The sequence below is a fragment of the Vibrio sp. bablab_jr001 genome (assembly GCF_016464285.1).
Taxonomy (GTDB): domain Bacteria; phylum Pseudomonadota; class Gammaproteobacteria; order Enterobacterales; family Vibrionaceae; genus Vibrio; species Vibrio fluvialis.
In genome coordinates, this window is record NZ_JACDWZ010000026.1 from 49,671 (window position 1) to 75,118 (window position 25,448).

The 25,448-nt window shown below is 49.8% G+C and carries 18 protein-coding genes and 1 pseudogene; 8 read left to right on the forward strand and 11 right to left on the reverse strand.

Annotation, left to right across the window (positions count from 1 at the left end; genetic code table 11):
* The first annotated feature begins 91 nt into the window (after nucleotides 1–91).
* Together JIG40_RS01525 and JIG40_RS01530 are read left to right on the forward strand one after the other, a co-directional pair.
* Nucleotides 92–1,111, forward strand: coding sequence for an ABC transporter substrate-binding protein (locus JIG40_RS01525; protein WP_024373600.1), 1,020 nt, complete (start codon nucleotides 92–94; stop codon nucleotides 1,109–1,111).
* A complete protein-coding gene (locus JIG40_RS01530) occupies nucleotides 1,108–2,445 on the forward strand; it encodes a diguanylate cyclase (RefSeq protein ID WP_020327423.1) in 1,338 nt (445 codons plus the stop codon). Before JIG40_RS01525 ends, JIG40_RS01530 begins: the two co-directional genes overlap by 4 nt.
* On the opposite strand, the gene JIG40_RS01535 is transcribed toward JIG40_RS01530, so the two are convergent.
* The gene (locus tag JIG40_RS01535; protein WP_199464653.1) at nucleotides 2,446–2,994 is read right to left on the reverse strand and encodes a hypothetical protein; all 549 of its coding nucleotides are present in this window, start codon (nucleotides 2,992–2,994) and stop codon (nucleotides 2,446–2,448) included. It abuts the gene before it with no gap.
* Nucleotides 2,995–3,571: 577 nt separating this feature from the next.
* Here JIG40_RS01535 and JIG40_RS01540 point away from each other — a divergent pair.
* A complete protein-coding gene (locus JIG40_RS01540) occupies nucleotides 3,572–4,549 on the forward strand; it encodes a GGDEF domain-containing protein (RefSeq protein WP_233275366.1) in 978 nt (325 codons plus the stop codon).
* Between the two features lie 71 nt (nucleotides 4,550–4,620).
* Here JIG40_RS01540 and JIG40_RS01545 read toward each other — a convergent pair whose 3' ends face one another.
* Genes JIG40_RS01545 through JIG40_RS01555 form a run of 3 tightly spaced genes read right to left on the reverse strand, consistent with a single transcriptional unit; the run spans nucleotide 4,621 to nucleotide 10,047 of the window.
* Complete coding sequence (locus tag JIG40_RS01545; protein WP_199464654.1) at nucleotides 4,621–7,443, reverse strand: Hsp70 family protein; 2,823 nt, start codon at nucleotides 7,441–7,443, stop codon at nucleotides 4,621–4,623.
* Between the two features lie 55 nt (nucleotides 7,444–7,498).
* Nucleotides 7,499–9,415 (reverse strand): Hsp70 family protein, encoded by a 1,917-nt coding sequence (locus tag JIG40_RS01550; protein ID WP_199464655.1) that lies wholly within the window; start codon nucleotides 9,413–9,415, stop codon nucleotides 7,499–7,501.
* Nucleotides 9,415–10,047, reverse strand: coding sequence for a DUF2760 domain-containing protein (locus JIG40_RS01555; RefSeq protein ID WP_020327417.1), 633 nt, complete (start codon nucleotides 10,045–10,047; stop codon nucleotides 9,415–9,417). The genes JIG40_RS01550 and JIG40_RS01555 overlap by 1 nt, the downstream gene beginning before the upstream one ends.
* 419 nt (nucleotides 10,048–10,466) lie before the next feature.
* Between JIG40_RS01555 and JIG40_RS01560 the strand changes: the two genes are divergently transcribed.
* Both JIG40_RS01560 and JIG40_RS01565 read left to right on the forward strand, forming a co-directional pair.
* Nucleotides 10,467–11,906, forward strand: coding sequence for a sensor domain-containing diguanylate cyclase (locus JIG40_RS01560; RefSeq protein WP_348541331.1), 1,440 nt, complete (start codon nucleotides 10,467–10,469; stop codon nucleotides 11,904–11,906).
* Nucleotides 11,907–11,990: 84 nt separating this feature from the next.
* Nucleotides 11,991–12,521 (forward strand): 3'-5' exonuclease, encoded by a 531-nt coding sequence (locus JIG40_RS01565; RefSeq protein WP_024373607.1) that lies wholly within the window; start codon nucleotides 11,991–11,993, stop codon nucleotides 12,519–12,521.
* Between the two features lie 170 nt (nucleotides 12,522–12,691).
* Here the strand turns inward: JIG40_RS01565 and JIG40_RS01570 are convergent, their stop codons facing one another.
* From JIG40_RS01570 to JIG40_RS01595, 6 genes are all read right to left on the reverse strand, one after another.
* Nucleotides 12,692–13,138, reverse strand: a complete 447-nt coding sequence (locus JIG40_RS01570; protein ID WP_024373608.1) for a TerB family tellurite resistance protein — start codon at nucleotides 13,136–13,138, stop codon at nucleotides 12,692–12,694.
* Between the two features lie 75 nt (nucleotides 13,139–13,213).
* Complete coding sequence (locus tag JIG40_RS01575) at nucleotides 13,214–15,142, reverse strand: alkaline phosphatase D family protein (RefSeq protein WP_199464657.1); 1,929 nt, start codon at nucleotides 15,140–15,142, stop codon at nucleotides 13,214–13,216.
* Between the two features lie 8 nt (nucleotides 15,143–15,150).
* A complete protein-coding gene (locus tag JIG40_RS01580) occupies nucleotides 15,151–15,504 on the reverse strand; it encodes a hypothetical protein (RefSeq protein WP_020432981.1) in 354 nt (117 codons plus the stop codon).
* 175 nt (nucleotides 15,505–15,679) lie between these two features.
* Nucleotides 15,680–16,252 carry a NapC/NirT family cytochrome c gene (locus JIG40_RS01585; RefSeq protein ID WP_020327410.1) on the reverse strand — a complete coding sequence of 191 codons (573 nt, stop codon included), beginning with the start codon at nucleotides 16,250–16,252 and terminating at the stop codon, nucleotides 15,680–15,682.
* A 53-nt stretch (nucleotides 16,253–16,305) separates the two neighbouring features.
* Complete coding sequence (locus JIG40_RS01590) at nucleotides 16,306–17,661, reverse strand: multiheme c-type cytochrome (RefSeq protein WP_199464658.1); 1,356 nt, start codon at nucleotides 17,659–17,661, stop codon at nucleotides 16,306–16,308.
* Between the two features lie 426 nt (nucleotides 17,662–18,087).
* On the reverse strand, nucleotides 18,088–18,675 hold the full coding sequence (locus JIG40_RS01595) for an FMN-dependent NADH-azoreductase (protein ID WP_020327408.1): 588 nt from the start codon (nucleotides 18,673–18,675) through the stop codon (nucleotides 18,088–18,090).
* A gap of 184 nt (nucleotides 18,676–18,859) precedes the next feature.
* Here JIG40_RS01595 and hrpA point away from each other — a divergent pair, with 184 nt between their 5' ends.
* Together hrpA and JIG40_RS01605 are read left to right on the forward strand one after the other, a co-directional pair.
* On the forward strand, nucleotides 18,860–22,783 hold the full coding sequence (gene hrpA, locus JIG40_RS01600) for an ATP-dependent RNA helicase HrpA (RefSeq protein WP_199464659.1): 3,924 nt from the start codon (nucleotides 18,860–18,862) through the stop codon (nucleotides 22,781–22,783).
* Between the two features lie 131 nt (nucleotides 22,784–22,914).
* Nucleotides 22,915–23,391, forward strand: a complete 477-nt coding sequence (locus JIG40_RS01605; protein WP_020327406.1) for a porin family protein — start codon at nucleotides 22,915–22,917, stop codon at nucleotides 23,389–23,391.
* A gap of 106 nt (nucleotides 23,392–23,497) precedes the next feature.
* On the opposite strand, the gene JIG40_RS01610 is transcribed toward JIG40_RS01605, so the two are convergent.
* Nucleotides 23,498–24,982, reverse strand: a complete 1,485-nt coding sequence (locus tag JIG40_RS01610; protein WP_199464660.1) for a carboxypeptidase M32 — start codon at nucleotides 24,980–24,982, stop codon at nucleotides 23,498–23,500.
* Between the two features lie 329 nt (nucleotides 24,983–25,311).
* Here JIG40_RS01610 and hcp-2 point away from each other — a divergent pair.
* Nucleotides 25,312–25,448 (forward strand): annotated as a pseudogene (gene hcp-2, locus JIG40_RS01615) (type VI secretion system effector Hcp-2); the annotation flags it as partial.

Below are 25,448 nucleotides of genomic sequence, written 5' to 3' on the forward strand. Positions count from 1 at the left end.
CTTAGATGAATAGTTGGTTATTGTTGCATCCAGAGCACAAATAACCAACTAAACTGCTATTTAGACAGATAACAACAACGGCAGGGTGTGGATGGGAAGCCAACAGAGAGGCTTTACTCGATTGGCAGTGGTGGGCGCGGTATTGATGCTCGCTGTTTTGGCGTCTGCGCTTTTTATCTGGCGCGGAAACGAAGCCCAGCCTGTCATCGGAGCCAAACCGATTCGCATTGCCGTATCACAAACTCCGCTTTCGTCTCCGTTCTTTATTGCATCAAAACTTAAATTCTTCCAGCAGCAGGGACTCGATGTGACTCTGGTGCCTTGCAGCGGCGGTGTCGCGTGCGCTGATTCATTATTTAATGGTTCAGTGGACTTCGCTACCGCGTCTGAATCTGTTGTGATGTTCAAGAGCTTTGAACGGCATGATTTCGTTCTGTTGGCCAGTTTTGTCAGTTCAGACAACGATCTGAAATTACTGACTTTGGATAATCGCAATATCAAAAGCATTGAAGACTTGGGTGGCAAGCGGGTCGGTGTGGTCAAAGCGAGTTCAAGCGAGTTCTATCTCGATTCCGTTTTGCTGGCGCATAACCTGAAAAATCTGAATCTGGAGAAAGTGTACCTTAGTCCTGATCAGCTTAATCAAGCCCTGTATGGCTTTAGTGTCGATGCTATCTCTGTTTGGGAACCTTGGGGATACCGCACAGAGATGACCTCTGCGTCAAAAGTCAAAAATCTCGGCATTCATGGCATCTACAATTTGTCGTTTAACCTGATGGCAATGAAAGAGCGTATTGATTCGAATGAAGAGGAGTCTATAAGAGTTCTGGAAGCGCTCAAGCAAGCCATTGCGTGGATGAATGCGAATCCGGAACAAGCCCGCCATTGGGTCGCCACTTCTCTGAATATTCGTGAACACCAGTTGGAATGGTCGTGGCAGGATTATGTGTTCAGGCTGTCTCTGGGTAATGCGTTGCTGTCCAATATTCAGCTTCAGGCACGTTGGGCGCTCGAAAATAAACTAGTAAAAGGTGAATTGCCTGACTATCGGCGCTACTTTGCCTCAGAGCCTCTGGAGCAGGTATTGCAAACGGAGGTCTCATTCAAGTGATTCACTCTGTTTCTCGTAAGCTCACATTACTGTTTGTCGCCACTTCAATGTTGGTGATTTTGATTGCCTATTCGTTGTGGAACTTGTCTCAGGAGCAGAAAAGTACCCAACGTGAATTAACGCAGATCATGCAGATTCAGCGTAGTGTAGACATGTTGCGCAGCCAGCTTTGGATTTTCCTCCAGTATGATGACGCAAATAGTCTGGAGCAGGTTTATATCGCGCAGCAAAACTTGTCGGCCAAACTGTCCAGTAAACCAGAATTTAAACCCATTATTCAGAACCTTGCCAGAATGAACGGTAGCCTGGCCGCGTTGCTGCGGCAAGAACGTATGCTGGGGTTGAACGATCACCGCAAGGTGTCCAGCGACTTTGTCGGAGCCAACGAGTTGCTGCACTCACGCTACAACATGTTGGTGCAAAATATGACGGAAGAGCTGCTGTACCTGCAGAAAATGGTGTTGGAAAAAAGTGCTGAGAGTCAGCGTTTGTCCCTGATGACCAGCGCTCTGCATCTGCTGTTTTTCTCGATTATTGTGGCGGCAATTGCGTTTATGATCCTGAAACGGGTGCGCTCAGGGTTCGCAACCATGAAACAAGGAATTGCCGAGTTGGCGCAAGGCGACCTCAATAGCCGCTTGTCCCTCCATCAGCAAGATTCGGAGTTCGTCGCATTGGCTCAATTTTTCAATCAGATGAAAGAGTCATTGCAAAGTTCCATCGTGACGAGAGAACAGCTGCAACAGGAAGTCTCACGACAAACAGCGAAGCTTGAGCAGCAAAAAGAACAATTGCGCTTTTTGTCAGAGAAAGATCCATTAACGGGAATGTTGAATCGACGTGCTTTTAAAGAACATCTGCATGATGCGATTGTTCACGCCAACCGTACAGAGGTGAAACTGGCGGTACTGTTTATCGACTTGGATAAATTCAAAGAGATCAACGATACCAAAGGCCACGATGCCGGGGATGAAGTGTTAATGAACTTTGCTGCTCGGTTGGAGCAGAATATTCGTGAATCCGATTTTTGTGGTCGCCTTGGCGGTGATGAGTTCGTCGTCTGTCTTAATCTGATTAAGGATTTTGAAGGTATCGGTGCAAAAGCCGATCGGCTCATCGAGCGATTGAGTCAGCCAATATCCATTAATGGAGAACCGATAGCGGTTGGCGTGAGTATCGGTATCAGCCTCTATCCTGACCAGAGCCAGGATATGGCGACGTTACTAAGCTTGGCCGACGAAGCGATGTACAAGGCCAAGCTCGAGGGGGGCAATCGTTTTTTTTGTCCACTTCTTCCGGCGAGCTGCAATAACGACAGCTCGCTGCTGGGCTAGTTAAAAGTCCGCTCTGCTGACGAAATAAGGATTGTTGAACTTTTTCTCTGGCCCCAGCTCTGTCACAACTAAGCGATTCCACAGCACCTTATCAAATTCGCCCTTAGGAATAGACGGGTAGAGCGTTTCTTCTTCTTCGCGAGCCAGGCGCAGAAACTCTTTCTTTTTGATCTGATTGTATTTCTTTACAACACGATTGTACTTGCGCATCCATTCTACTTTGAATGCGTGTAGGGCAGGTTCTGCTTTTTCCTGCGCTAAGCGCGAAAGATAGACACGTTTATACGCCACTTTACGATCCAGCATGGTCAATATAGTGGTCTGAATATAACTTCCATGATGGGTAATCGAAATCTCATCTTCCGAGAAGGGCGTTAAACACCATCCACGAGGCAAAAAGTCGGGCGTCTGATACTGTTTATTACGCACTAATAGCGCGTTGTGCAGAACGAGATCCGACGTTCCTCGAAATGTCGCCTGCCATTTGGCAATACGAATCTGAATGGAACCCGGCAAACGATAGATGTGCATGAATTTGTCTTGATTCATTGACTGCAATAACCCAACACGTGAATCTAAAATCTAGTTAAAAATTAAAACGTTTTTAGCCCAAGTATTTTGAGCTAAGACAAAGCCGTTGTTTATTTTTCCCAGCACAGACGTTGCAGTCGTTATTTATATACTTTCGCTCTGTTGATGTTGCTGTCATCATTGTTATTAATAATTGAGCGAGGGCGCGTATTCTACACTTCCTTTATGGTTCAATGCGAGTCAGAATTGGATGATTTTTAATCCTAATGATTAACGTGTTGATAAGTAAAAGTTACGCACTTTGAGCAAGCCCTGAGTAGGGTGGAACTTAGTTGTCAACTCGCAGATGGATGCGGTATAACAACCAATAAAATGTAACAAAACAGATAAACGGGAGTGCACATCCCGTCATGAGTGGAATTTAAAGACCTTGCTGGATATTGATGTTCTAAAGTTTGCAACCATACTCAACAACATTATTTGTAGTTTGGTTGCCTGTATTTTCCTCTGGCTATTGAGAGGTAAACTGACTCACCACAAGGTTTCTGCAGCTGGTTGGTTTGCCGCTTATTTCTTGTTGTTTTCATTGGCATTTGTGACTACCACCATGCGAGGCTGGGTACCGATCGAAATTGTGGTATTGAGCAATAATTTCCTTTATCAAACCGTCACTTATATGCTGCTGTTTGGCGTCATCAGTTGGTTTCGACGTCCCATCACCAATAAATTAATGGCTTTCGCCGCTACGCATATTATTGCTTACACCTGCATTCAGCTTTGGTTATTACGTCAGTACCCAGAGCACTTTGATTGGCGGATTAATCTGGCGGCAGTCAGCTATTCTGCGGTGCATCTGACCAGTGCCTGGTATGCATTCAGCCATATGAAAAAGTCCAGCAGTGGTGAAAAGCTGCTGACCACCAGTTTATTACTGTCCAGCGTTTGTGTTTTCTTACCGATGTTTTTGTTCCACCAGTTCCAATCAGCGGTTTATTTCCTCAGTGGGGTGGTCGTGGGGCAAAACTTGCTGACGGTTGTGAGCTTGGGTGCGATGTTGTCATTGTTCTTTTACGATGAAATTGAATGGCATTACCACCGTTCGATACATGACGAACTAACCGGCATTTTCAACCGCCGCCATTTTATGGAGCAGGCCGCGAACCGGCTCAACAATGCTAAAGAAGCCTACACGGTTGCGATCATCGACGTTGACCATTTTAAGCAGGTGAATGACACCTTTGGTCATGACGTAGGGGATCGCGCATTGACGGCGATAGCACAGTTGATGTTTCGTCATTTCAGGCGTGATCTCGTTGCCCGTTATGGTGGTGAAGAATTTGTCGTTCTGTTGGCCGGAAGTGTTGAAGAGACGCGCTTTAAGTTGGAGCGCTTTAATCACGAAGTGGCGAATCACGCTATGGAGATCAGTGGGCAACATGTCGACCTGACGGTCAGTATCGGCATGGCGTCAGTACAATCTGACCAACATCTTCAGCAGGCGCTCAAGCAGGCAGACGTTGCTTTGTATGACGCGAAAGGCAAAGGGCGGAATCGTCTGGTTTCGTTGGTGTGAATGACTCAGCTCGTGGCATATCGTGTCGACAGCAGAAAGAATAAGAGCCAGCATCGCTGGCTCTTTCGCGTTTAGTGCGGCAGAAGAGTCAGGCCGCTTGGCAGTGCGTCCCCAAACACGCGCTTAGATTCACTCTCGGTCAGCTCGGACACTTCGGCCACCAGAGTCATCCAAGATTCCGGCACTTTGCTCTGCTTGAGTTTGTCGAGAACTTGATCGCGCCAATCGTCGGAGATATCCAACGCGCGGTCACCGGTTTTACGGCAGATCATCACTGCGGCAAAAGCGATCATCGGTTCCTTCGCCCAGTTCTCCGCCAGCAGTTTCGGCAGCCACTGTTGAGCTTGTTCACGAGCAATCACATTATGCGCGCTACCGTAGAGTGGTGTGCGAGCCGCAAGACGACCCACGGCCCACCAGTGGGCCTGCTCAAACTGGTTGTGGTTAATGGCTTTACTGATGAACCAACTGGTCAACAGTACTTTATCTTCCACTTCCAGATGTTCCAGCGAAGCGGCCAAACGCACCATGGCTTCGTAACCTTTGTCTTGGGCCTCTTTCGCCGATTTCGGGTTGCGTGACGCGCCCGGATGCAGATACTTGGCGATGTCCGCCAGAATCGCTTCTTGCTGTTCTTGGTTTAATCCTCCCGCCACACGGCGCCAGAATACCCACCAGTCAGTCCAGCCTTGATGATTCTGAAACTGGATCCCTTGTTGATAGAGGCTCCAGATCTGTTCAATGCGCCAAGAGTCTGTGGCATCACCGAAGCCCGGACGTAGCGTATAGCCTGCTATGCGCAACCAGTTTTTCTCGTGTTGTTCAGAGCGGCGGCGGCGTTTACGTCCCTGCGCGAAGCAATCAAACAGGTTACGCAGCGTGAAGAAATCCCACTCATCACGTTTGCCTAACAGTTTGTCGAGATCTTTACTCAGGGTTTTGACAGCGCCAGACTCGGCACTGGCTTTGTTGCCGCTGTAGGTTTTTATGATCAGCTCTTTCGCCTGTTCTAAGCGTGGATCCGCTTTGCTTTCAGTCGAATCAGCGCTGCCTTGCGAGCGTGCATCGTGGCGGACTTCAAACTCCATCAACCAGCGTTTGTTTTCATCTTCCACCGACACGCATTCTATTTTCAGTGTACCGACTTCCGTTAACTGGCAAGCGAGCAGGACTTCAACGCGCTGCTTTTGGTTGGCGTGCAACTGCACCGTGTCATCGCCTTGCAGTGTGGTGATGTATGGCGGCAGAGGCTGAAACTTATCGGCATCAATGGCAACCAACACACCATTTTGTACCGCGATATTGTCGGCGAGCGAATCGTGCGTCGAAGTGAGCAGATTGAAGCGAACCGGCTCACCCAAGGTGAGGGAGAAACGGCGACTGGTGAGGCGAATTTCCTGGCCTTCTTCTGTTCCTTTCGCCAGCAGACACAGTGCTTTGCCTATGCGATTTTTCTCCTGCAGATGCAGGAAATAGGAGCGGGCAGCGCCACCGCCAATTTTGAGCTGAGCCCCACGGCGTGCTTTGCCAAAGGCAACCGCGCCCAACGCCACCGACCAGTCCGGATGTGGGTTATCCAGTTGAGTGACCGCGTCACCGCGCCAGTGCCCTAACAAAGACAACATACGATCTGTGATGAGATCACTGTTGAATACACCGCCGTTCAACAAAATGCCGACAGGAATCGCAGGCTGGGTTGCATCTTCCGAGTGCAGTGCGGCGTGCGAGACTTGCTGGTGCTGAGTCAAAAACTCGGCCACGTGTTTACTCACGGCAGGGTCAGCGACATAAGGCAGGCCAAATTCAACTACGGCGCTTCGGCGTTTATCGGGTAATTGGTCGAAATCGGAAATCGGGAAAAAACCATCCAAGGCGATTTGGTGGACTTCTTCTTTGCTGAGGCTGATACTTTTGGTGCCACCCAGTAGCTTAGAGCCACTGCCCAGCATGGTGATCTTCACCGTCTCCGGGGCCTCGCCGGATAGCATGCTTTCTTTTGCCTGACGAGTTTGCTGGATCAATTTGGTCAGGCCAGAAGCGGTCAGTTTTTTGCCCTGATTAAAGCGCGATTCCGCCAAGTGAGCCAATGCGAGGTCAAGGTTATCACCACCGAGCATCAAATGTTCGCCAACTCCGATGCGGTTCAGCGCCAGTTGATCGTTTTCGAACTTAGCCTCAATCAAGCTCAGGTCAGTGGTCCCGCCGCCGACATCACACACCAGAATCAACGGCAAGCTGGCCAGTTGTTCGGATGCGCTCTCTTTGTGACGGGCGTACCAGTCATAGCAGACTGCCTGTGGTTCTTCGAGTAACACAATCCGGTTCAAGCCTGCAAGACGTGCCGCTTCCAGTGTGAGTTTTCGAGCCGTTTCGTCAAACGATGCCGGTACCGTCACGACCACGTCCTGATCTTCCAATCGGTTGCCAGGATGGCGGTGGTTCCATGCCTGACGGATGTGATTGAGATAACTGGCGCTGGCAATGACTGGCGAGACTTTCTCTACGTCAGCCGCACCTGCCCAAGGCAGAATCGGTTGTTCGCGATCGACGCCTTGGTGCGAGAGCCAGCTTTTGGCACTCGATACTTGACGGCCTTCCACTTTCGCGCCCAAATCACGCGCCCACTGTCCGATGATCACCTGTGGCAGGTCGCCTTCGACTGGTTGGTGTTCCCACGGTAAGGTCAGGTCGCTGTCGGCGATCTGTTCCGCCGCAGGATGGTAACGGAAAGAGGGCAGCAGCGGCTTACGAACCACTTCACCAGGACCAATCAGTTGGTCAATAGGAAACAGCTCAACCGGAGCGTTTTCGAGATCATCGTTAAGTTCACAGAATGCGACGACGGTGTTGGTCGTCCCTAAATCGATCCCGACCAGAAAGCGCGGTGTTGTCATAATAAACCTCGACTTCGCGGATAGAGGAACGGCACCCCGAAAGGTGCCGTTTTAATTAGTGATGGTGTTCCTGAGCAGGCTGCTCGTTGCTGCCTTCGCGCACATCGAATTCTACGTGCCATTTCTGACCGTTGTCCGCGGCTATCGCTTCAAGATACAACGTGCCTAGTTCGGTAACACGTGACGCCAGAGTGACCGGCACCACTTCGCCTTCACGGCGACCTTCTGAGACTGGTAGCGTAACCTGAATTTCTGGCAGTTCTTCCAGCTCTTCTGGAGCCCAGTAATCAAGGTGTGTTCCGGCAACATCGTCACGACGAACCGTTGAACCAAAGAACTGGAAGTGCACTGGCTGGCCGATGATCAGGCCAAACTCCTGACTTGGGACATTGACGCTTGAGCCTTCTTCCATACCAAACGGTGCCACACACAGGGCTTCCATTGGAGGAGCCATACCCGGAATCGCTGGCATTGCGCTTTCGATACCCACGTAGTAAGCCGACGCGATACCGCCGCGGATACGCACGCCTTGCCCACGACGAACGGATCCGTAGTAAGCCGCACCGCTGGCCACTGCCAGATCCAAATCCAGACCAGTCAGTCGTTTCGCAACCGGACTGTCTGAGTTGGTCAGCCATTGGTTAATCGTGGTGAACAGGCGATTCGCCAGCAGGTCAGATTTGAGTACGCCACCGTTAAACAAAATCGCGGTAGGCTTGATGAATTCGATGCTTGGTGCTGGCATACCCGGAATGCCGGCCATATTAAATGGTGCGGCTTCCGCTTGGCCTTGAGCATTGGCTTGTTTGGCCAAAAACGCGGCAATGTGACGGGTAATACCCGCATCTTGTGCATAAGGAAGACCCATTTGAGTCAGGGCACCACGCGGTTTATGGACCGGATGCTCAGAGATGGTCACTTGTGGGAAGAAACCGTCTACCAGTGTTTGCTGAACTTCCTGTTTGGTCAGTTCCGTTTTCAGCGTTGCGCCCAGCAGTTTAGAGCCACGACTTGGCACCACGATCGGCACCGATTGCAGTTCCGAATCGCTCAGCAGCGCTTCTTTGGCGTCACGGCAAGCGTGAGTCATGGCTTGAACTTGCCAAGGTTGCAGCTCTTTGCCTTCCTGTGCCAGTTTCATCTTCAAACGGTACGCCAGCGCCAAATCCATGTTGTCGCCGCCCAGCAGAATGTGCTCGCCCACGGCAATGCGATTGAGCGTCAGGTTGCCGTCGTCTTCGGTGACTTCCACCAGAGACAAGTCAGTGGTACCACCGCCGATATCGACCACCAATACAACATCACCGACATTGACTTCGTTGCGCCATTCGTCGTTGCTGTTATCGATCCAGCTGTAAAGTGCCGCTTGAGGTTCTTCCAGCAGCGTCAGGTGAACAAAGCCCACATTACGTGCCGCTTCTGCCGTCAGATCGCGCGCAGCCGGGTCAAATGAAGCCGGAACCGTGATGGTGACTTCTTGTTCGGCCAGCGGATGCTGGGGGTGTGCGTGATTCCACGCATCTTTTAAATGTTCCAGATACAATTCGGTCGCGCGCAGGGGAGAGACTTTCTCAACATCTTCCGGGCTGCCTTGTGGCAGGAATGCGTCGCGGCGGTTCACGCCAGCATGGCACAGCCATGATTTTGCGCTGGCAATCAGACGAATCGGCGTTTTAGAGCCCAGATTACGTGCAATCGCACCCACCAGCGCTTTGGGTTCGTCAGTCCAAGGCAGACGACGAGAACTGGTAGACATTTCATGTTCGTGCGGCTGATACAAGAAAGAGCCCAGTTGCATGCGATCTTCGACCGTGCCCGGCGCCGTCATTTGAGGAATCGCCATCACTTCAACACGTGCGTCTTCGGTTTGTGTATCGACATACGACAACACGCAGTGCGTGGTACCCAAGTCGATACCTACGCTGTATTTCGCTGTGGTTTCAGAAGTTGCTTGAGTGGTGTTGTGTTCCATTACAGCTCTACCTCAGCAGGGGCAATAATCGAAGCATCGTAGTTTTCCGCCAGTTTTGGCAGTGTCATTGATTCAGCTTTCCAGCCTTTGTGGATCAGTGTACCGGTAAACGGTGCGTTGCCAGTAACGTTACCTGTCAGGCGAACTTCTTGTGGGTTGAAGCCTTCCGCGATAGTAATGCGAGACTCTTCGTCTTCGCTGCGAACCGGAGTCAGCGCCACATACTCTTTCAGTACTTTTTGACCGCCAGCGTGGATAACGCGTGCCGCTGCGCCCACTTCTTCATCAGAGAAGCTGGTGACGTCTTCTTTCAGGAAGTCGATCAGGCGTGCTTCCTGTTGGAATAGGGAAAGTAGTTGCATCGCAGAGTCAGTAGAAGCCGTGGCCAGTTTGGATTCAACTTCCACCACTTTTTCGATCACTTTTTCGACTTCAACGATTTTTTCGACTTCGACGATCTTCTCGACGGGTTTTTCCACTTCGACGATTTTTTCAACCGGCTTCTCTACGACTTTCTCGATGATTTTCGACTTGCGTGATACCGCAAGGATCAGCAAAAGGACGCTGGATGCAGCTAAACCGGCATGAAGCATATCGAAGGTTGTTGGAATCAAATGTAAATCGAAGTTCATGATGAAATCTCTGTAGATGTAGGTAGGCAATGAACGGTTGTAAAATCCATTGCACAGAATAGTCAGAATTTAGCAAAAAATAAGGGCGGATATTACCATATTCAAGGCTCAAGGCTTGCAGAAAAGGCAGATTCTCACTTTCTAACCGGTTTGATAGCCGATCTTTTAAACAAAATGTCAGTGCTAACATAAATGAGCGCAGTTTATTACGCATCATGTGTCATCTGATAGTTAGAATTTTTATGTAATTTGAGTCATATCAATAGATTGTTAAATGGGTTGTTGACGTGCTAGAGCGTTAAAGGTAAACACAACCTATCTACCGTTAAGTTTCAGGCTTTATGACTAAAAAATTCAAAAATTTCCTGCCATTTAGCATTACTTTGCTCACTTTATTGTTTACCGTTGGTGTTGTCTCTGTGGCTTATCTCGTGCAGCAGCGTTATACCAAAACGATGTTTGAGAACTTGGCGGATCGACAGGTGCAATCACTGCAGCAGTTTGTGAACAGTGATATTCATTTCATCGGTTCAGGTGCCAATTTCTTTCACAGCGTCAGTCCGATGAATTGGAGTCGTTTTCGCATTTACGCCAGTGACGTTCTCTCTGGTTCAAAAAGTTTAATCGGTTTGCAGTGGTTACAGCGAATCGAAGTCCAAGATATACCAGCCTATGAAGCCAAGATGGCAAAACGTTATCCAGGCTTTACGATTTATACGGTGCCTGAAGGCGGTAAAATCGTATATGGTTATCAACTGAAAGGTGAGCCTATCTTTGCGGTGACCGATATTTTTCCCCGGACGCCAGTGAACATCGACCTGCTGGGCTTTTATTCATCACGTAAACGCTTTGAATTCGTGTTGGACTATATTTCAACCACCACCAATCCCAGTGTCTCTGACAAAATTCGGCTCCTTCAGGATGGCCGAGACTCGTCAATCCCCAAAGATGGATTACTGATTTATCATCCGGTGTTTGATCAGTATCGTCATCATTTACTGGGTGTGATGGTGGGTGTAATTCGTCTGTCGGTCTACTTTGATGAATTGGTTCTCAAAACGGCCGCAGAGCACCAGATGGCACTGCGTGTGGTCGATACTGGTTTTGATTCTGAAGATGATCCGGTGCTCTATCAGAGCAACAACTGGATTCACGGTGAAGGCCTTCAGGTGACTCGTAGAGTTGAATTGCCGAATCGCGAATGGTTGGTGGATTTCCGCCTCCCTCAGCCGTTGACTCAGAATGATAAATGGGTGCTGATTGGGCTTGGTATTGGTGGCAGCATGATTGCGTTGCTGCTGGGTTTTGTGAGCCATTTGCTGATCCGTGAAAAAGAGACGCTTAATACTAAACTGGAAGAACGGACCAAAGAGCTGCGTTTTATGGTAGAACACGACAGCTTGACGGGTATTTTTAACCGCCGCGCGTTTAACCGGATTCTCGATGTGTATGTGCGCGACCAGAAGCCATTTACTCTGGTCAGTTTTGACATCGACAACTTCAAGTCGATTAACGACCGCTACAGCCATCTGGCCGGGGATCAGGTGCTGGTTGCTGTGACGAAAACCATCGAAACTCTGCTTGATCCGGAGGATATCTTCGTTCGCACTGGTGGTGATGAGTTTTCGATACTCTGTCATGTGACGGAGCCAGAGCAATTGAGGAGCTATCTGGAAACGATTCGGCGCACAGTGGAGTTAAGCCGCTTTGACACCGATTATCACCAGCTTTCGGTTTCGCTGAGTATCGGTGCGGCCATCAATGAAGGGTATTCCGAGCAGGAACTGTTGCAACGCGCCGACACTATGTTGTACGAAAGTAAAGCAAAAGGGCGAAATCAGGTCTCAATTGCTGACTAAATTGCCGATTGGGCGTCGAGTTTTTTCACAGAGTTGGGTAACATAGCGCGCTTTGAATTTTTCGACAGAGGACTGGATTTGGCAATGAACTATAACCGGGTCGTGTGCTTCGATTTGGAAATGTGCTGTTGGAATGAAAACGGAGTGGGCACCACAGGTGAGATCATTGAAGTGGGTCTGGCTGAGATTGATTTAACTGCAGGTGAAATCGTCAAGCGTGCTCAATATTACGTGAAACCAGAACAGGACGAAGTGTCGCTGTTTTGCGCCGAGTTAACGGGTATCACGCCGCGTAAGATTGAAAAGCAGGGCCGACCTTTGGCGGCTGTGATTCAATCGATGGTCAAAAATTTTGGCGGCTCACAGAAGATTTATGCATCTTGGGGACGCGATGATCTGATCCTGATTAACGAGTGTCGTGCTAAAGGTATCGACGTACCGTTTCAAGAGTTTGTTAATCTGGCCACACTTTATCGGATTCAGAATCGGCTGAAGGACAAGCGAATTGGCCATCGTGCCGCTCAGGAAGCGAAAGGCATCGAGTGGGAAGGGCGTCAGCACTCCGGCTATGTGGATGCTTACAATCTGGCCAAGCTCGCGTTGACGATGCTGTAACTGCTTGTTCAAAAAGCGGTAATCTTTCTGTCATGCAATATCGTTAATCTTTTCCATCAGCAAATCGGGAAAATGATGCTAACAACGTCTTAGGCTAGACGGTATTAGAAATACGACCAATTAAAAAAGCGCAGTGTTGACTGCGCTTTTTCTTTTTCCGTCCAAAGCCGTTATTTACCGTCTGTAACCATCAGTTTGGCACGAATAAACTGACTGTGATCGACATAGAGCAGTTCAGCGGCTTTACGAATCACGGCATCTTCCAGCGGATCGATCTCGCCGTCGGCGTGCGCGACTTCCCACATCGCTTTGATAAGTTCAAAGCGGGTTTCCTGAGTCAGTTCACGCAGCTGTGAAGTAAAATCATACAGTGAAGCCGATTGGCGAATCTGTTCGTCCGCACTGTCGATAAGTACATTCGCTTCACTCTCGTCAAGACCGAGCAGACGTTGAAGCAGCGTGAGTTTCGCTTGCTGCTCTTTGTCATCAATCTGATGGTCGGCACCTGCCACTTCACTCAGTAAGCATGCAATGGCGAGGTTCGGGCTCTGCTTCTGTCGACTCAGATCCTGACCGTCGAGCAATTGTTTAAACAGTGAAGTAATCGCATTGAACATAAGTGATGCCTTTTCAAAAATCGTTGGTTTAAGTATAGATGGCGACGAGCGTTCCATTTCACAACCCAAAATGGCTTAATCGTGAGTCTTTGAACGCTGCTGAGTCGGCGCAAAAGTAATACGTTGGCCATCACTGGTGAGGATTGCCACCGAACTCGGTTTGCCACTCTTATCTAGTTTGAGTTCTCCAATCGCTGCACAGTTCACTAATCGTTTGATTTTTTCTGAGCTCGGCGCGCGTTTACGGATTTTTAACCGCTTGCGTTTGGTGAGCCAGTTCAAAGGAGAACGTGGGCTGTAGAGCAGGCGGTCCATGGTATCGCAGAATGAGAGCAGGGGTTCTGGAAACTGGTTTTTGATACCGCTACAGGTAATCTGGAAAATATTCGGGCTCGATTTTCTTGAGCGCAGTTGAATATCGTAGGCGAACGAATAGTGCACATCGCCCGACAAAATCACGTAGTTGGACGGCGTTTTGGTGTGAGTAAAAATACTCACCAGCGTGTTGGCACTGCCGGGGTGCGCCATCCAGTTTTCGGCGTCTATGACCAGCGGTTTGCCGAGCCAGGTCATCATGCGTTGCAGTGCTTCAATGAATTTGACGCCGAACATCGGCGCTGCTGACACAATGATCACTTTATCTTCGTTCATCAGCGCTTGCTGAAACTCCATCATCGCTTCCCAGTCCATCAGTCCTGAGGGTTTATTCATGCGTGATTCAGAGCGCCAGCGCCGCGTGCGGGTATCCAGAACCACCATCTTCGGTGAGGTGTCTGTGGTGTAGTGCCACTTTTCGAACGGGTAGAGGTGTGCAATCCACGCATCCTGAGTTGAGGGTTGCGGAGACCGACAATAAGCCGCTGCGAGTTGATGGAACGCGGTGTCGAAGTTGTCCGGCTCATTCCCCCAGCCTTGAAATAACCAGTAGCTGATCAGGGCGTTGCCGATGATGCGCTTGGAAAAAGCATTACTGTAGGCGGCTTGTTCCCAACCAACGGTGAGATTCCAGTCATCGGTGACATCGTGATCATCAAAGATCATATAGGTCGGCAGGTGGGCCATCAGCCGTTGAACCTGGCCCAACCCAGAAGCAAACTCGCGAATGTTCTTCAGCTCATTTTGCCATTCGGTGAGCTTGTCGGCCGGAATGCGATGGGTTGCGTTTGCCAGTTGCAAGCTATCGCTGTCATCAAAGTGAATGTCCTGCCACAAGGCTGGCGACCACATCAGCAGATACATGGCAAAGAATTCCGCCAGTGAGATCAGATGGTTGTCATTGTCGGTAGAACTGAATATCGGCGTGGGTTTGCGTGGCAGCAGGCGATCAAAAAAGCGTTGTTCGCCGATGGAGTGAGGCAAAAGTTGGCCTCGGCCGTAAAAACAGTGCGCATGTTGGTATAAGGCCTCACTGTTGGCGACGGGCGATTGCTCAAAGGTTTCGGTATACAGCCCCAAACGTTCAATCACACTGTGAATCGCGTAAAGTGTTGGCCCGGCAACGTGGTCGGCGTAGATCTGATCGCCGCTCATCATCAAAAGGTCCGGACGTTCGTTGGCAGGCAAGCGTTCGATGTGCTCGTCGGCGGTCACCAATGCGTCTTTAGCAAAATGATGTGGATTGCGACACGAACCATGCAGTACATGATCGGCTTTGCCAGAAAGCCACAGCGAAAAACGAGTTTCTCCCTTGTAACGCAGGTCAGGATAAAGCTCACTTACCGCGCCATACTGGGTCACCAGTTCGTACTGATAAAGCGTTTCAAGTGTGAAATGGTGTTTAATCTGAACTTGACATACCCAAGCGTGTTCGCCAATTTGGTAGCTTTGCGTGTCGGCAAATGGATGACTTACCAGCGGAGCAGTAGAATCGGGAGTGAATAACTCAAGCTGGCCTTGAGGTGCCTCTGAAGTGGCAAACCAGATCACCAGCTCGTTTGCAGAACTCTTTCGAACGATAGGTCCCGCCAGTAAAAAGGGCAGTGATGTGGTTTGATAATGCGTCAAAATGGCTCCTAATTTTCCTCTTCCATAGAGCCCAGCATTTCGATGAATTCTGAACTGGTTCGCTCATGGGCAACTAACATCAGCGCTAATAATGCCTCAGCTTTGGCTCGGGTTGCGCAATCGTCTTGTAAAATGTGCATCACTTGTTCACGAATAAGCTCGACTTCGTGTTCGACAAAACCGCGACCTTCCTCTTCGCCTTCACCCTCTTCAGGTGCGTTATCGAACTCGAGAAACAGCAGCTTATCGTCCAACTGGACATTGACCAGTTGTTCGGGAAGCCACACTTCACCCATCACAACATCAGGGTCGCAATCATCGGGCAGAGAATTTAAAAGTGCTTTGAGTTCGGATGCTTTCACAGTTCAATCAGTTAAATCGGAGTATGTCTGTATTTTAGCGGCCAATTCGATTGAAAACTAAAGGTTATTTTTGTTGATTGCTCAATAAATGAGTGATCGAGCCAACATCGCGTGTTGTCGCAAAGAAAAGCCACCGTTCAGGTGGCTTGATAGAGAAGCTTTGTAATCCAGACAATTATTCAATGGTGATACGTTTGTGCGCGATGCCAGTATGGCAATCGATGCAGGTTTCGCCGCGCTTGGTCATTTGCTCGTGATTGAGCCGAGCGCGTTGCGGTTGTTTGCTCAGATCAAAGTTATCGCCGACATGACAATGACGGCAATTGGCCGAATCGTTGGCGACCATATCGTCCCACACCATTTGTGCCAGCCGTGGCCGGTGTTGCTCGAAGTTTTCCTTGGTAATGGTTCCGACCAACATGTGGTAGATATCGGCAGTGGCGACAATTTTCACTTTCATTTTGTCGATAAACTCGTGCGGCACGTGGCAGTCAGCGCAAGTGGCGTGAATGGTGTTTTCATCCACGTAGTGCGGCGAGGCTTGATACTCCTGCACGATGGTGTCCATGCTCAGGTGACAACTAAAGCAGAACGCGTTCTGATTCGATGCCACCATGACGCCCTGAAAGCTGGCGGCACCCGCCAATAACACGAACACACCAATCGGAATGCCAAGCAATAATGGCTTTTTCAGCCATTGCCAAAGCCGTTTAAGCCTCGACGTTTTAGCGGGGGATGTCTCTCCCATAATTCCTCCAGAGAGGTTCAGGCACGGCTTGTGCCCGAACCGTCGGCGCTGAGTTATTTGCTTTCGTCGAGGTAACGCGCTTTAAAGGCGTCCTGAGCTGCTTTGCGCGCACGTTTCACTTCTTCGGGTTCGTTGCCCGTGAACCAAGCGTGTTCAGGACGCGACAGAATATCGTCCAGTACGCTGTGTGCTCGTTTCGCACCTTCCACATTGCCTTTGTGTTCCGCTTTTTCAACCACCTCGAGATACTGAGGAACCATCTGACTGTAGAACCGTTCCGCGACTTCAAACAGGCCGTGCCACTGCACATAGTCCGGTGCCTGCATTGCGGCGCCGTGACGAGCGCGACGTCCTTCGTGGTGCCACAGATAGAACCAGGTCCATTCGATCTCTTCGTCAAAACCAGTTTCGGTCAGCATGCCTTCCTTCATCAATGTATCCATCAAGGCTTTGCCGGGTTTGGCAAACTTGTCGTTGTACAGATTCACCAGAGAGTCAAACTGCTGATAGAAGTTATCCACCATCGATTTGGTATGGCACGATTCACACACGTTCTGCATATCGGCGCGGCGATCTTGCCAGGACTTGGTCTCTTTACCCAACGCTTTGTCTTTGGCATCGATTTTTTCCGAGACAGCAGGGCGCAGGGTCCAGGAAATACGGTTGCCGACATCGTGTGTGACGGGCAATTCGCGGGTGGCTGACATATGACAAGTGGCGCAGGTTGGAGCGGAATCGTAGTCTTCACCGACAATCCATTTGGAAGAATCGAGATTCATGCGATCCACATGCGCAAAGAAGTTGATGCCGTGTTTGGACTCTTCGTAAATTTCTTTTTGGGGGTGATCCGGCCCCAAGTGACATTTGCCGCACGCTTCAGGACGGCGCGCCTGAACCATTTCAAACTCGTGGCGTTGGTGACATGCAGAACAAGCACCGACAGAGCCGTCCGGATTGATTCGGCCGATCCCGGTATTTGGCCAGGTTGCAGGATCCAGATCACCGTTCTCCAGCACTTTGACTTCTGAGCCATGGCACTGCCAACAGCCGTTGACCGCAGCCGGAGAGGCGCCGTTCAGCACGTTGGCGCCTTCCACCACCTCCGCGAGGAAGTTATCCAATGAGCCAATGATTTGCCCGGCTTTGGCGTGGTGACTGGCAGAGAATTCCTGTACTTCCTGAGTATGACAGTTGCCACAATCTTTGGGCGAAACAATCACCGCGATGTTGTAGCCTTCGTGTTTGATCGCATCCGGATCGTCCGGTGATGCCTGGTGACACTCATAGCACCCCACGTTGGCGCCGTAATGTTTGGAGCGCCCCCACTGGGCGTAAATTGACGGGTTTTCATCCTTATGACAGGCGGCGCAGGCCTTGCTCTCTTCACTGAGCTGCTCAAAAGGTTTCATCACCAAGGCTTTGGGTTGTGCAGAAAGGGGGAGGGACAGAGTAAGGGTAAACAAAGCCATTAACGCGCAAAGGAGCCACGCAGTTGGCCGTCTAGTCAACCGTTCGTTTTCCATAATGAACCTCGTTCACTGTTAGGAATGCAGGACATTGCTGCATAATTGTTGTGTATGACGACTGCTCTACTTCCGAAGTTAAGTGTATATATGCATGTAGTTCCCACAAAAAAGTTGTGGTTAAAATGCAACCTATATCCGTAAATTACCACTTAAGTAGTAGTCTGGATGGTGGGGGAGTTATTGTGAGGAAGCAAAAAAAAGCAGCTCTTTCAAGGAGCTGCTTTGGCTTAGGACTTTTATTTAGAGATAGTAAGAGAAACGATTCCTTCAGTTTCTCTCAATCAAAAGGATGCATCGCACCCTTGAGAATTACAGAGCGATCGCTTCTAGTTGAGATTTCGCAGACTCGATGCCTTTCGCTGCAGGCTCTTCGCCCATGTTCAGCGCTTCTGCGTACACGAACTCAACTTCAGTGATACCAACGAAACCCAGAATGGTTTTCAGGTAAGGCGTCACGTTATCTGTTGCTGAATCTTTGTGAATGCCACCGCGAGTGGTGATCACAACCGCTTTCTTACCTTCAATCAGGCCTTGTACGCCTGCTTCAGTGTATTTGAACGTTACACCGGCACGAGCAATCAAATCGAACCAGTTTTTCAGCTGAGTCGGAATCGTGAAGTTGTACATTGGCGCTGCGATAACCAGAGTATCTGCTGCTTTCACTTCAGCGATCAGTTCGTCAGACAGAGCAACGACTTTTTGCTGCTCTTCAGACAGATCTTCCGTTGCGCGCAGTGCAGTGGCAACAGAGAAGTCCAGTACTGGCAGTGGCTCAGCAGCCAGGTCACGCACGTTCAGTTCGTCTTGGTTGAACTTGGTCAGATAAGCATCAAGCAGTTTGCTTGATTGAGAATAGTCACCCAGGATGCTTGATTTAAGAGCGAGTACACGAGACATGTTTTGTTCCTTAACTGTGGTTATCACGTTGATGGTGTCATCTTAGTGAGACCCCGCCCACAAGATAAGTAGGAAGATTTGCTGGACTCATTCAAAAAATTTGAATAAGCGCAAGTTCCTACGCGGCCCAAAGACTGTGATACAATCCGCGCAGTTTTGTTGAATGAAAAGAATAGGAAACGCTTTGACTCAGTCACAGCCCAACACAGAAAAGTCAGCGGTTGCGAAAGCGAACAGCGCGGAATCGCTGAAAAAGGCATTGAAACAGTGCCTGATTAAAGACCGCTTTCGTTTTAATAAGCGAATCACTGGCGCAAGCAAAATCAAAAATGAACAAGCGCGCCACGCTGTGTTTGACGAAATCGCGCTCGAGATTGCGCAGTCGATGATGACTGTTGAGCAGCGTATGGCTCAAAAAATCAAAATCGAATACCCGGAACTGCTGCCAGTCAGCCAAAAACGTGACGACATTGCTAAGGCGATTGAAGAGCATCAGGTGGTGATTGTCGCAGGTGAAACTGGCTCAGGTAAAACCACGCAGCTACCGAAAATCTGTGCCGAGCTTGGGCGCGGAAAATTTGGTCTGATTGGTCATACTCAGCCTCGTCGTCTGGCAGCCCGCTCGGTGGCCAACCGCATTGCGGAAGAGATGGAAACTGAGCTGGGTGGCTTTGTCGGCTATAAGGTACGTTTTAACGACCAGATTTCTGACCAGACTCAAATCAAACTGATGACCGACGGTATTCTGCTGGCGGAGATTCAGCACGACCGTTTTCTTAATCAGTACGACACCATCATTATCGATGAAGCGCACGAGCGCAGCCTTAACATCGACTTCATTCTGGGTTACCTGAAAGAACTGCTGCCGCGTCGTCCGGATCTGAAAATCATCATTACCTCTGCGACCATTGATCCAGAGCGCTTTTCTAACCATTTCAATGGCGCACCGATCATTGAAGTATCCGGTCGTACTTACCCGGTGGAGACGCGCTATCGTCCGCTTGCAGGCGAAGATGAAAGTGATCGCGACCAGCTGGAAGGCATTTTCGAAGCGGTTGATGAACTGTGCGATGAAGGTCTGGGCGATATTCTGATCTTCATGAACGGTGAGCGTGAAATCCGTGATACCGCGGACGCGCTGGCCAAACGAAAACTGCGTGACACGGAAATTGTGCCACTGTACGCCCGTTTGTCGGCGGGTGAGCAGAATAAGATCTTCCAGCCTCACTCGGGCCGACGCATTGTTCTGGCCACCAACGTAGCAGAAACGTCGCTGACCGTACCGGGCATTAAATACGTGATTGACCCGGGTACGGCGCGTATCAGCCGCTACAGCTACCGCACCAAGGTGCAGCGTTTGCCGATCGAACCGATTTCACAAGCAAGTGCCAACCAGCGTAAAGGTCGATGTGGTCGTGTGGAAGAAGGCATCTGTATCCGCCTTTATTCCGAGGACGATTTTGTTTCTCGTCCGGAGTTTACCGATCCTGAGATTCTGCGGACCAACTTAGCGTCGGTTATCCTGCAAATGACTGCGCTGGGACTGGGCGACATTGAAGCATTCCCGTTTGTGGAAGCGCCGGATAAGCGCAACATTCAGGATGGCGTGCGCCTGCTTGAAGAGCTGGGCGCCATCAATGCTGATGCCAACGATCCGAAGAAACGTCTGACTGAAGTCGGCCGCAAACTGGCTCGCCTGCCAATTGACCCGCGTTTAGCGCGCATGGTTCTCGAAGCACCGCGTTTTGGCTGTCTGAAAGAAGTGATGGTGATTGCCTCGGGTTTGTCGATTCAGGATCCGCGTGAGCGCCCGAGCGACAAACAGCAATCTGCGGATGACAAACATCGCCGCTTCCACCACGAAGAGTCGGATTTCCTTACGCTGGTGAATTTGTGGGATTACCTCAAGCAGCAGCAAAAGGCATTGAGCAGCAACCATTTCCGCCGCCAGTGTAAGCAGGATTACCTAAACTATCTTCGTGTTCGCGAATGGCAGGATGTGTATTTCCAATTGCATCAGTCGATGCGCGAAATGGAATACAAACTGAACGATGAACCGGGTAGCTACGAAGGCGTGCACAGCGCGATTCTGGTTGGCCTGCTGTCGCACATTGGCGCGAAAGATCAAGAGAAAAACGAGTATCACGGTGCTCGCAACGCGCGCTTTAATATCTTCCCGGCATCAGGTCTGTTCAAGAAAAAGCCGAAGTGGGTCATGGCGGCTGAACTGGTCGAAACCTCTAAGCTCTGGGCGCGCATGGTTGCGAAGATTCAACCGGAATGGATTGAACCGCTGGCTAAGCACCTTATCAAACGTAGCTACAGCGAACCGCATTGGTCGAAAAAACGTGCGGCAGTCATGGCGTATGAAAAAGTGATGCTGTACGGAGTGCCGATTGTTCCGAAACGTCTGGTGAACTATGGCAATATCGACGCGCCGCTTAGCCGTGAAATCTTTATCCGCAGCGCTCTGGTGGAAGGCGAATGGGAAACCAAACACGCTTTCTTCAAACAAAACCGTGCATTGCTGCAGGAAGTGGAAGAGCTTGAACATAAATCTCGCCGCCGCGATATTCTGGTCGACGATGAAGAGCTGTTCCAGTTTTACGATCAACGTGTCGGGACGGACGTGGTTTCAGGCCGTCATTTTGACAGTTGGTGGAAAGGGGCAAGTAAAGCAAATCCAGAGCTGCTTAACTTTGAAAAAGAGATGCTGTTTAAGGGCGACGCCAGCCACATCACGGATCTGGATTACCCGAACTTCTGGCATCAGAACGGCATTAAACTCAAGCTGAGCTACCAGTTTGAGCCGGGCGATGACAGTGACGGTGTCACCGTTCATATTCCGTTGCCAATCCTGAACCAGATTGAACCGCAAGGCTTTGACTGGCAGATCCCGGGCCTGCGTCATGAATTGGTGGTGAGCCTGATTAAGTCGCTGCCAAAAACGCTGCGCAAAAACTTTGTGCCAGCGCCAAACTACGCCGATGCCTTCCTCGCACGTGTTAAGCCAATGGAAGCGCCGCTATTGGATGCGCTCGAAAAAGAGCTGCGCCGGATGACCGGAGTGGAAGTATTGCGCGACGACTGGAAATGGGAACAAGTGCCTGACCATCTGAAAGTCACGTTCCGCGCCGTTGATCATCGCAATCGCAAGCTGAATGAAAATAAAGATCTGCACGAACTGAAAGAAGGTCTGAAAGAGAAAGTTCAGGAAACACTTTCGCAGGTCGCTGACGATGATATTGAGCAGAAAAACCTGCACACCTGGTCGTTTGGCGAACTGCCACGCGTCTATCAGCAAAAACGTGGCGGCTTTGAAGTCAAAGCGTTCCCTGCGCTGGTGGACAACAAAGATAGTGTAGAAATCAAACTGTTCGAGACCGAGCAGGAGCAGAATAATGCCATGCGTGAAGGCCAGCGCCGCTTAATTCTGCTCAACGTGCCGTCGCCTATTAAATATCTGCACAGTAACTTGCCGAACAAGTCCAAACTGGGTCTGTACTTCAACCCGTATGGCAAAGTGATGGATCTGATTGATGACTGCATTGCGTGTGGCATCGACAAACTGATCGAGCAGCATGGTGGTATGGCGTGGCAACCGGAAGCGTTTGAAGCGTTGAAAGAGTTTGTGCGCGCAGAACTGGGTGACACTGTGGTGGATATCGCCAAACAAGTGGAAACCATTCTGACCACCGCTTATAACATCAACAAACGCCTGAAAGGGAAAATCGATTTCACCATGGCGTTTGCGCTCTCTGACATCAAAGCGCAAATTGAAGGGCTTATCTTCAAAGGATTCGCGACAGAGTGTGGCTGGAAACGTCTGCCGGACATTCTGCGTTACATGAAGGCCATAGAACGCCGCATGGAAAAACTGCCGATTGACCCGAACAAAGACCGTTTGCACATGTTGAAGATCGAGTCGGTGGCGAAAGACTATCAGGAACTGCTGAACAAGATCCCGAAAGGCATGGTCGTGCCGGAGAACGTGAAGGAGATCCGCTGGATGTTGGAAGAGCTGCGCGTGAGCTTCTTTGCTCAGCAGCTGGGTACGCCGTATCCGGTATCCGATAAGCGTGTGAAAAACGCCATCGATGCCTGTTAACCCTGGCCCGGGTTTCTGACGCTAACCCGGGTACAGTATTTGCATAGCTTATCAATATCACTATAATTTGGCGCAACATGGCAATGAATGGCCGCAGGGAGCATTGCCTCATAACGATGAGAAGGTTAATCATGAAAAAGACTTTACTGGCACTGGCTCTGATCGGTGTATCTTCAACAGCGCTGGCTGACTCTTGGATTTACGGTGGTGCGTCTGTTGGTCAGGCGGATTACAAAGGCGACACTAGTACTTCTTACACCATTCACGCTGGTACTGGCATTCTGCCATTCATCGGTGTTGAAGCAGGTTATACCGATTTTGGTGACTTTAAAGACAACGGTTCAGACATCTCTGCATCAACCGTTTACTTTGCACTGAAGCCAAGCATCGACTTTGGTCCTCTGCACGTCTATGCACGTGGTGGTCTGCACTCATGGAAAACGGAAGTAAACGGTAACAAAGATGACGACATCGATATCATGTACGGTGTTGGTGCTGAATACTTCATCATGGGCCCATTCTCTGTTGGTGCCAGCTACCACAAATACGAGCTGGACAAAGACAGCATCGATACGTTCAGCCTGAACGCAACGTTCCACTTCCTATAAGTCGACGTTAAAACTCAATGAAAAAACCAGCCTTTTGGCTGGTTTTTTATTTTCTATCCCTAAACACCTTCTGTGAAGGTGGTGATCGTTGTGGCCTAAGACAGATTTAAGCAATGTAACGTTGTACGAGGTGAGCTTTGAAATGCTTGGCGTTGAGCGTCTCACCTGTCGCTTGTTTAACGAGCTCGTCTGTTGTTAGCAGACTGCCTTTGCTCCAAATGTTGCTTTGTAGCCAAGCGAAGATAGGAGACAGGTCGCCGCTGCGAATTGCCGCGTCCACATCAACACTCTGCTTCATGGTTGCCATAAACTGAGCGGCGTACATCGCACCCAAGGTGTAGCTTGGGAAGTAGCCGAAGCTGCCGTCTGTCCAATGAATGTCCTGCATACAACCGTTCTGATCGTTGCCTTTGGTGCTGAGGCCTAAAGACGCGCGCATTTTCTCGTCCCACAGTTCAGGTACGTCGGTATGTTTGATCACGCCGTTCATCAGATCGCGCTCAATTTCATAACGCAGAATAACGTGTGCAGGGTAGGTTAGTTCATCGGCATCGACACGAATAAAGTCTTTCTTCACGCGTGTATACAGCTTTTGAATGTTGTCGATTTTAAACACTTTGTCATTGTGAGCGCCAAAGTGATCAGCAGCAAGGTGCGCTAAGTGATCGATAAACGCCGGGCTGCGACCCAACTGCATTTCAAAGAACAGGGATTGTGATTCATGGATACCCATCGAACGCGCTTCACCTGCCGGAGTTCCTGCCAGATGTTTTGGCAATCCTTGCTCGTAACGAGCGTGACCCGTTTCATGCACGATACCCATCAGTGACTGTACAAATTCAGTTTCGTTGTAGCGAGTGGTAATACGTACGTCGCTTGGCACGCCACCGCAGAATGGGTGGACACTTTCATCCAAACGACCATGGTCGAAATCGAATTGAAGCAGCTTCATGACATCAAGGCCGAGCGCTTTCTGATTCTGTGCTGGGTAGTAACCTTTAGGCTCTAACACCGATTCAGAACGCTGTTTCTCAATCGCTTGATCGATCATCTCTGGTAGCCAGCTTTTTACATCGCTGAACACGCGGTTCAGAGATTCAGTCGTCGTGCCGGGTTCATAGAGTTCCAGCATCGCATCGTAAGGTGTGGTGCCAGTCGCTTCAGCGCGGATTTGTGCTTCTTCTTGAGATAATCTAACTACTTCGGCCCAGTTCTTTTCATAACCGACCCAGTCGTTTGCTTTGCGTTGAGATCGCCAGGCATGCTCACACTTCGAGCCAGCCAACGATTTGGCTTCGACCAACGATTCAGGTAATACATTGGCTTGTTGCCAATGGCGTTTCATTTCACGCAGGGCAGCGGTTTGTTCGCTATTGAGGCTTTCCGCTTCTGCTTCGGCAAACCAGTCACTGAGTTGCGGCTGTGTCATCAAACCATGAATATGAACAGAGAGCTCAGCCATCGCTTCTGAACGTGCCTGAGCGCCGCCCGTTGGCATCACCGCTGCTTGATCCCAGCCGCAGATGGCAGACAAATGATTGAAGTGAGAAACCTTTTTAGAGTGTTTAACTAATTTATCGAATGCGCTCATGAGAATAGCCTTCCTTGACGAAAAATGAGAGAGAAGTGTACCAACGTGCTACAGATTAACAAGTGGCCTGAGTCGGTGTTTTCGTTACCTGAACCAGCGACGTGAACCTTGCCCGATAAGCAAGATCTTGCTTGCACAAAGGCAGTTTGTTGCTCTAATAGCAATAATTTAAATATAACTGATTGATTTTAATGGAATGCCAAAGTGGCATCGACTTTGCTCCCTTACTCACTGAATTCGCGCCCAGCGCACTTACATCACGAACGTTTATCTAGTTGCCTTGTAGATAAAGGTTGTCTGGTAAACAAACAGTTAGAAAGGAATTAGCAATGCCAACTCCATGTTATATCTCTATCGAAGGTCAAACTCAGGGTCTAATCACTGCAGGCGCTTGTACTGCGGATTCTATCGGCGATTCATTCGTTGAAGGTCACGAAGACGAGATGCTGGTTCAGCAGTTCGACCA

Bases quoted from the DNA above. Each gene is read 5' to 3' on its own strand.
- JIG40_RS01525 (WP_024373600.1), top strand. From the start codon at position 92: ATGGGAAGCCAACAGAGAGGCTTTACTCGATTGGCAGTGGTGGGCGCG.
- JIG40_RS01535 (WP_199464653.1), bottom strand. From the start codon at position 2,994: ATGAATCAAGACAAATTCATGCACATCTATCGTTTGCCGGGTTCCATT.
- JIG40_RS01545 (WP_199464654.1), bottom strand. From the start codon at position 7,443: ATGACAACACCGCGCTTTCTGGTCGGGATCGATTTAGGGACGACCAAC.
- JIG40_RS01550 (WP_199464655.1), bottom strand. From the start codon at position 9,415: ATGGAACACAACACCACTCAAGCAACTTCTGAAACCACAGCGAAATAC.
- JIG40_RS01555 (WP_020327417.1), bottom strand. From the start codon at position 10,047: ATGAACTTCGATTTACATTTGATTCCAACAACCTTCGATATGCTTCAT.
- JIG40_RS01565 (WP_024373607.1), top strand. From the start codon at position 11,991: ATGAACTATAACCGGGTCGTGTGCTTCGATTTGGAAATGTGCTGTTGG.
- JIG40_RS01570 (WP_024373608.1), bottom strand. From the start codon at position 13,138: ATGTTCAATGCGATTACTTCACTGTTTAAACAATTGCTCGACGGTCAG.
- JIG40_RS01585 (WP_020327410.1), bottom strand. From the start codon at position 16,252: ATGGGAGAGACATCCCCCGCTAAAACGTCGAGGCTTAAACGGCTTTGG.
- JIG40_RS01590 (WP_199464658.1), bottom strand. From the start codon at position 17,661: ATGAAACCTTTTGAGCAGCTCAGTGAAGAGAGCAAGGCCTGCGCCGCC.
- JIG40_RS01595 (WP_020327408.1), bottom strand. From the start codon at position 18,675: ATGTCTCGTGTACTCGCTCTTAAATCAAGCATCCTGGGTGACTATTCT.
- JIG40_RS01605 (WP_020327406.1), top strand. From the start codon at position 22,915: ATGAAAAAGACTTTACTGGCACTGGCTCTGATCGGTGTATCTTCAACA.
- JIG40_RS01610 (WP_199464660.1), bottom strand. From the start codon at position 24,982: ATGAGCGCATTCGATAAATTAGTTAAACACTCTAAAAAGGTTTCTCAC.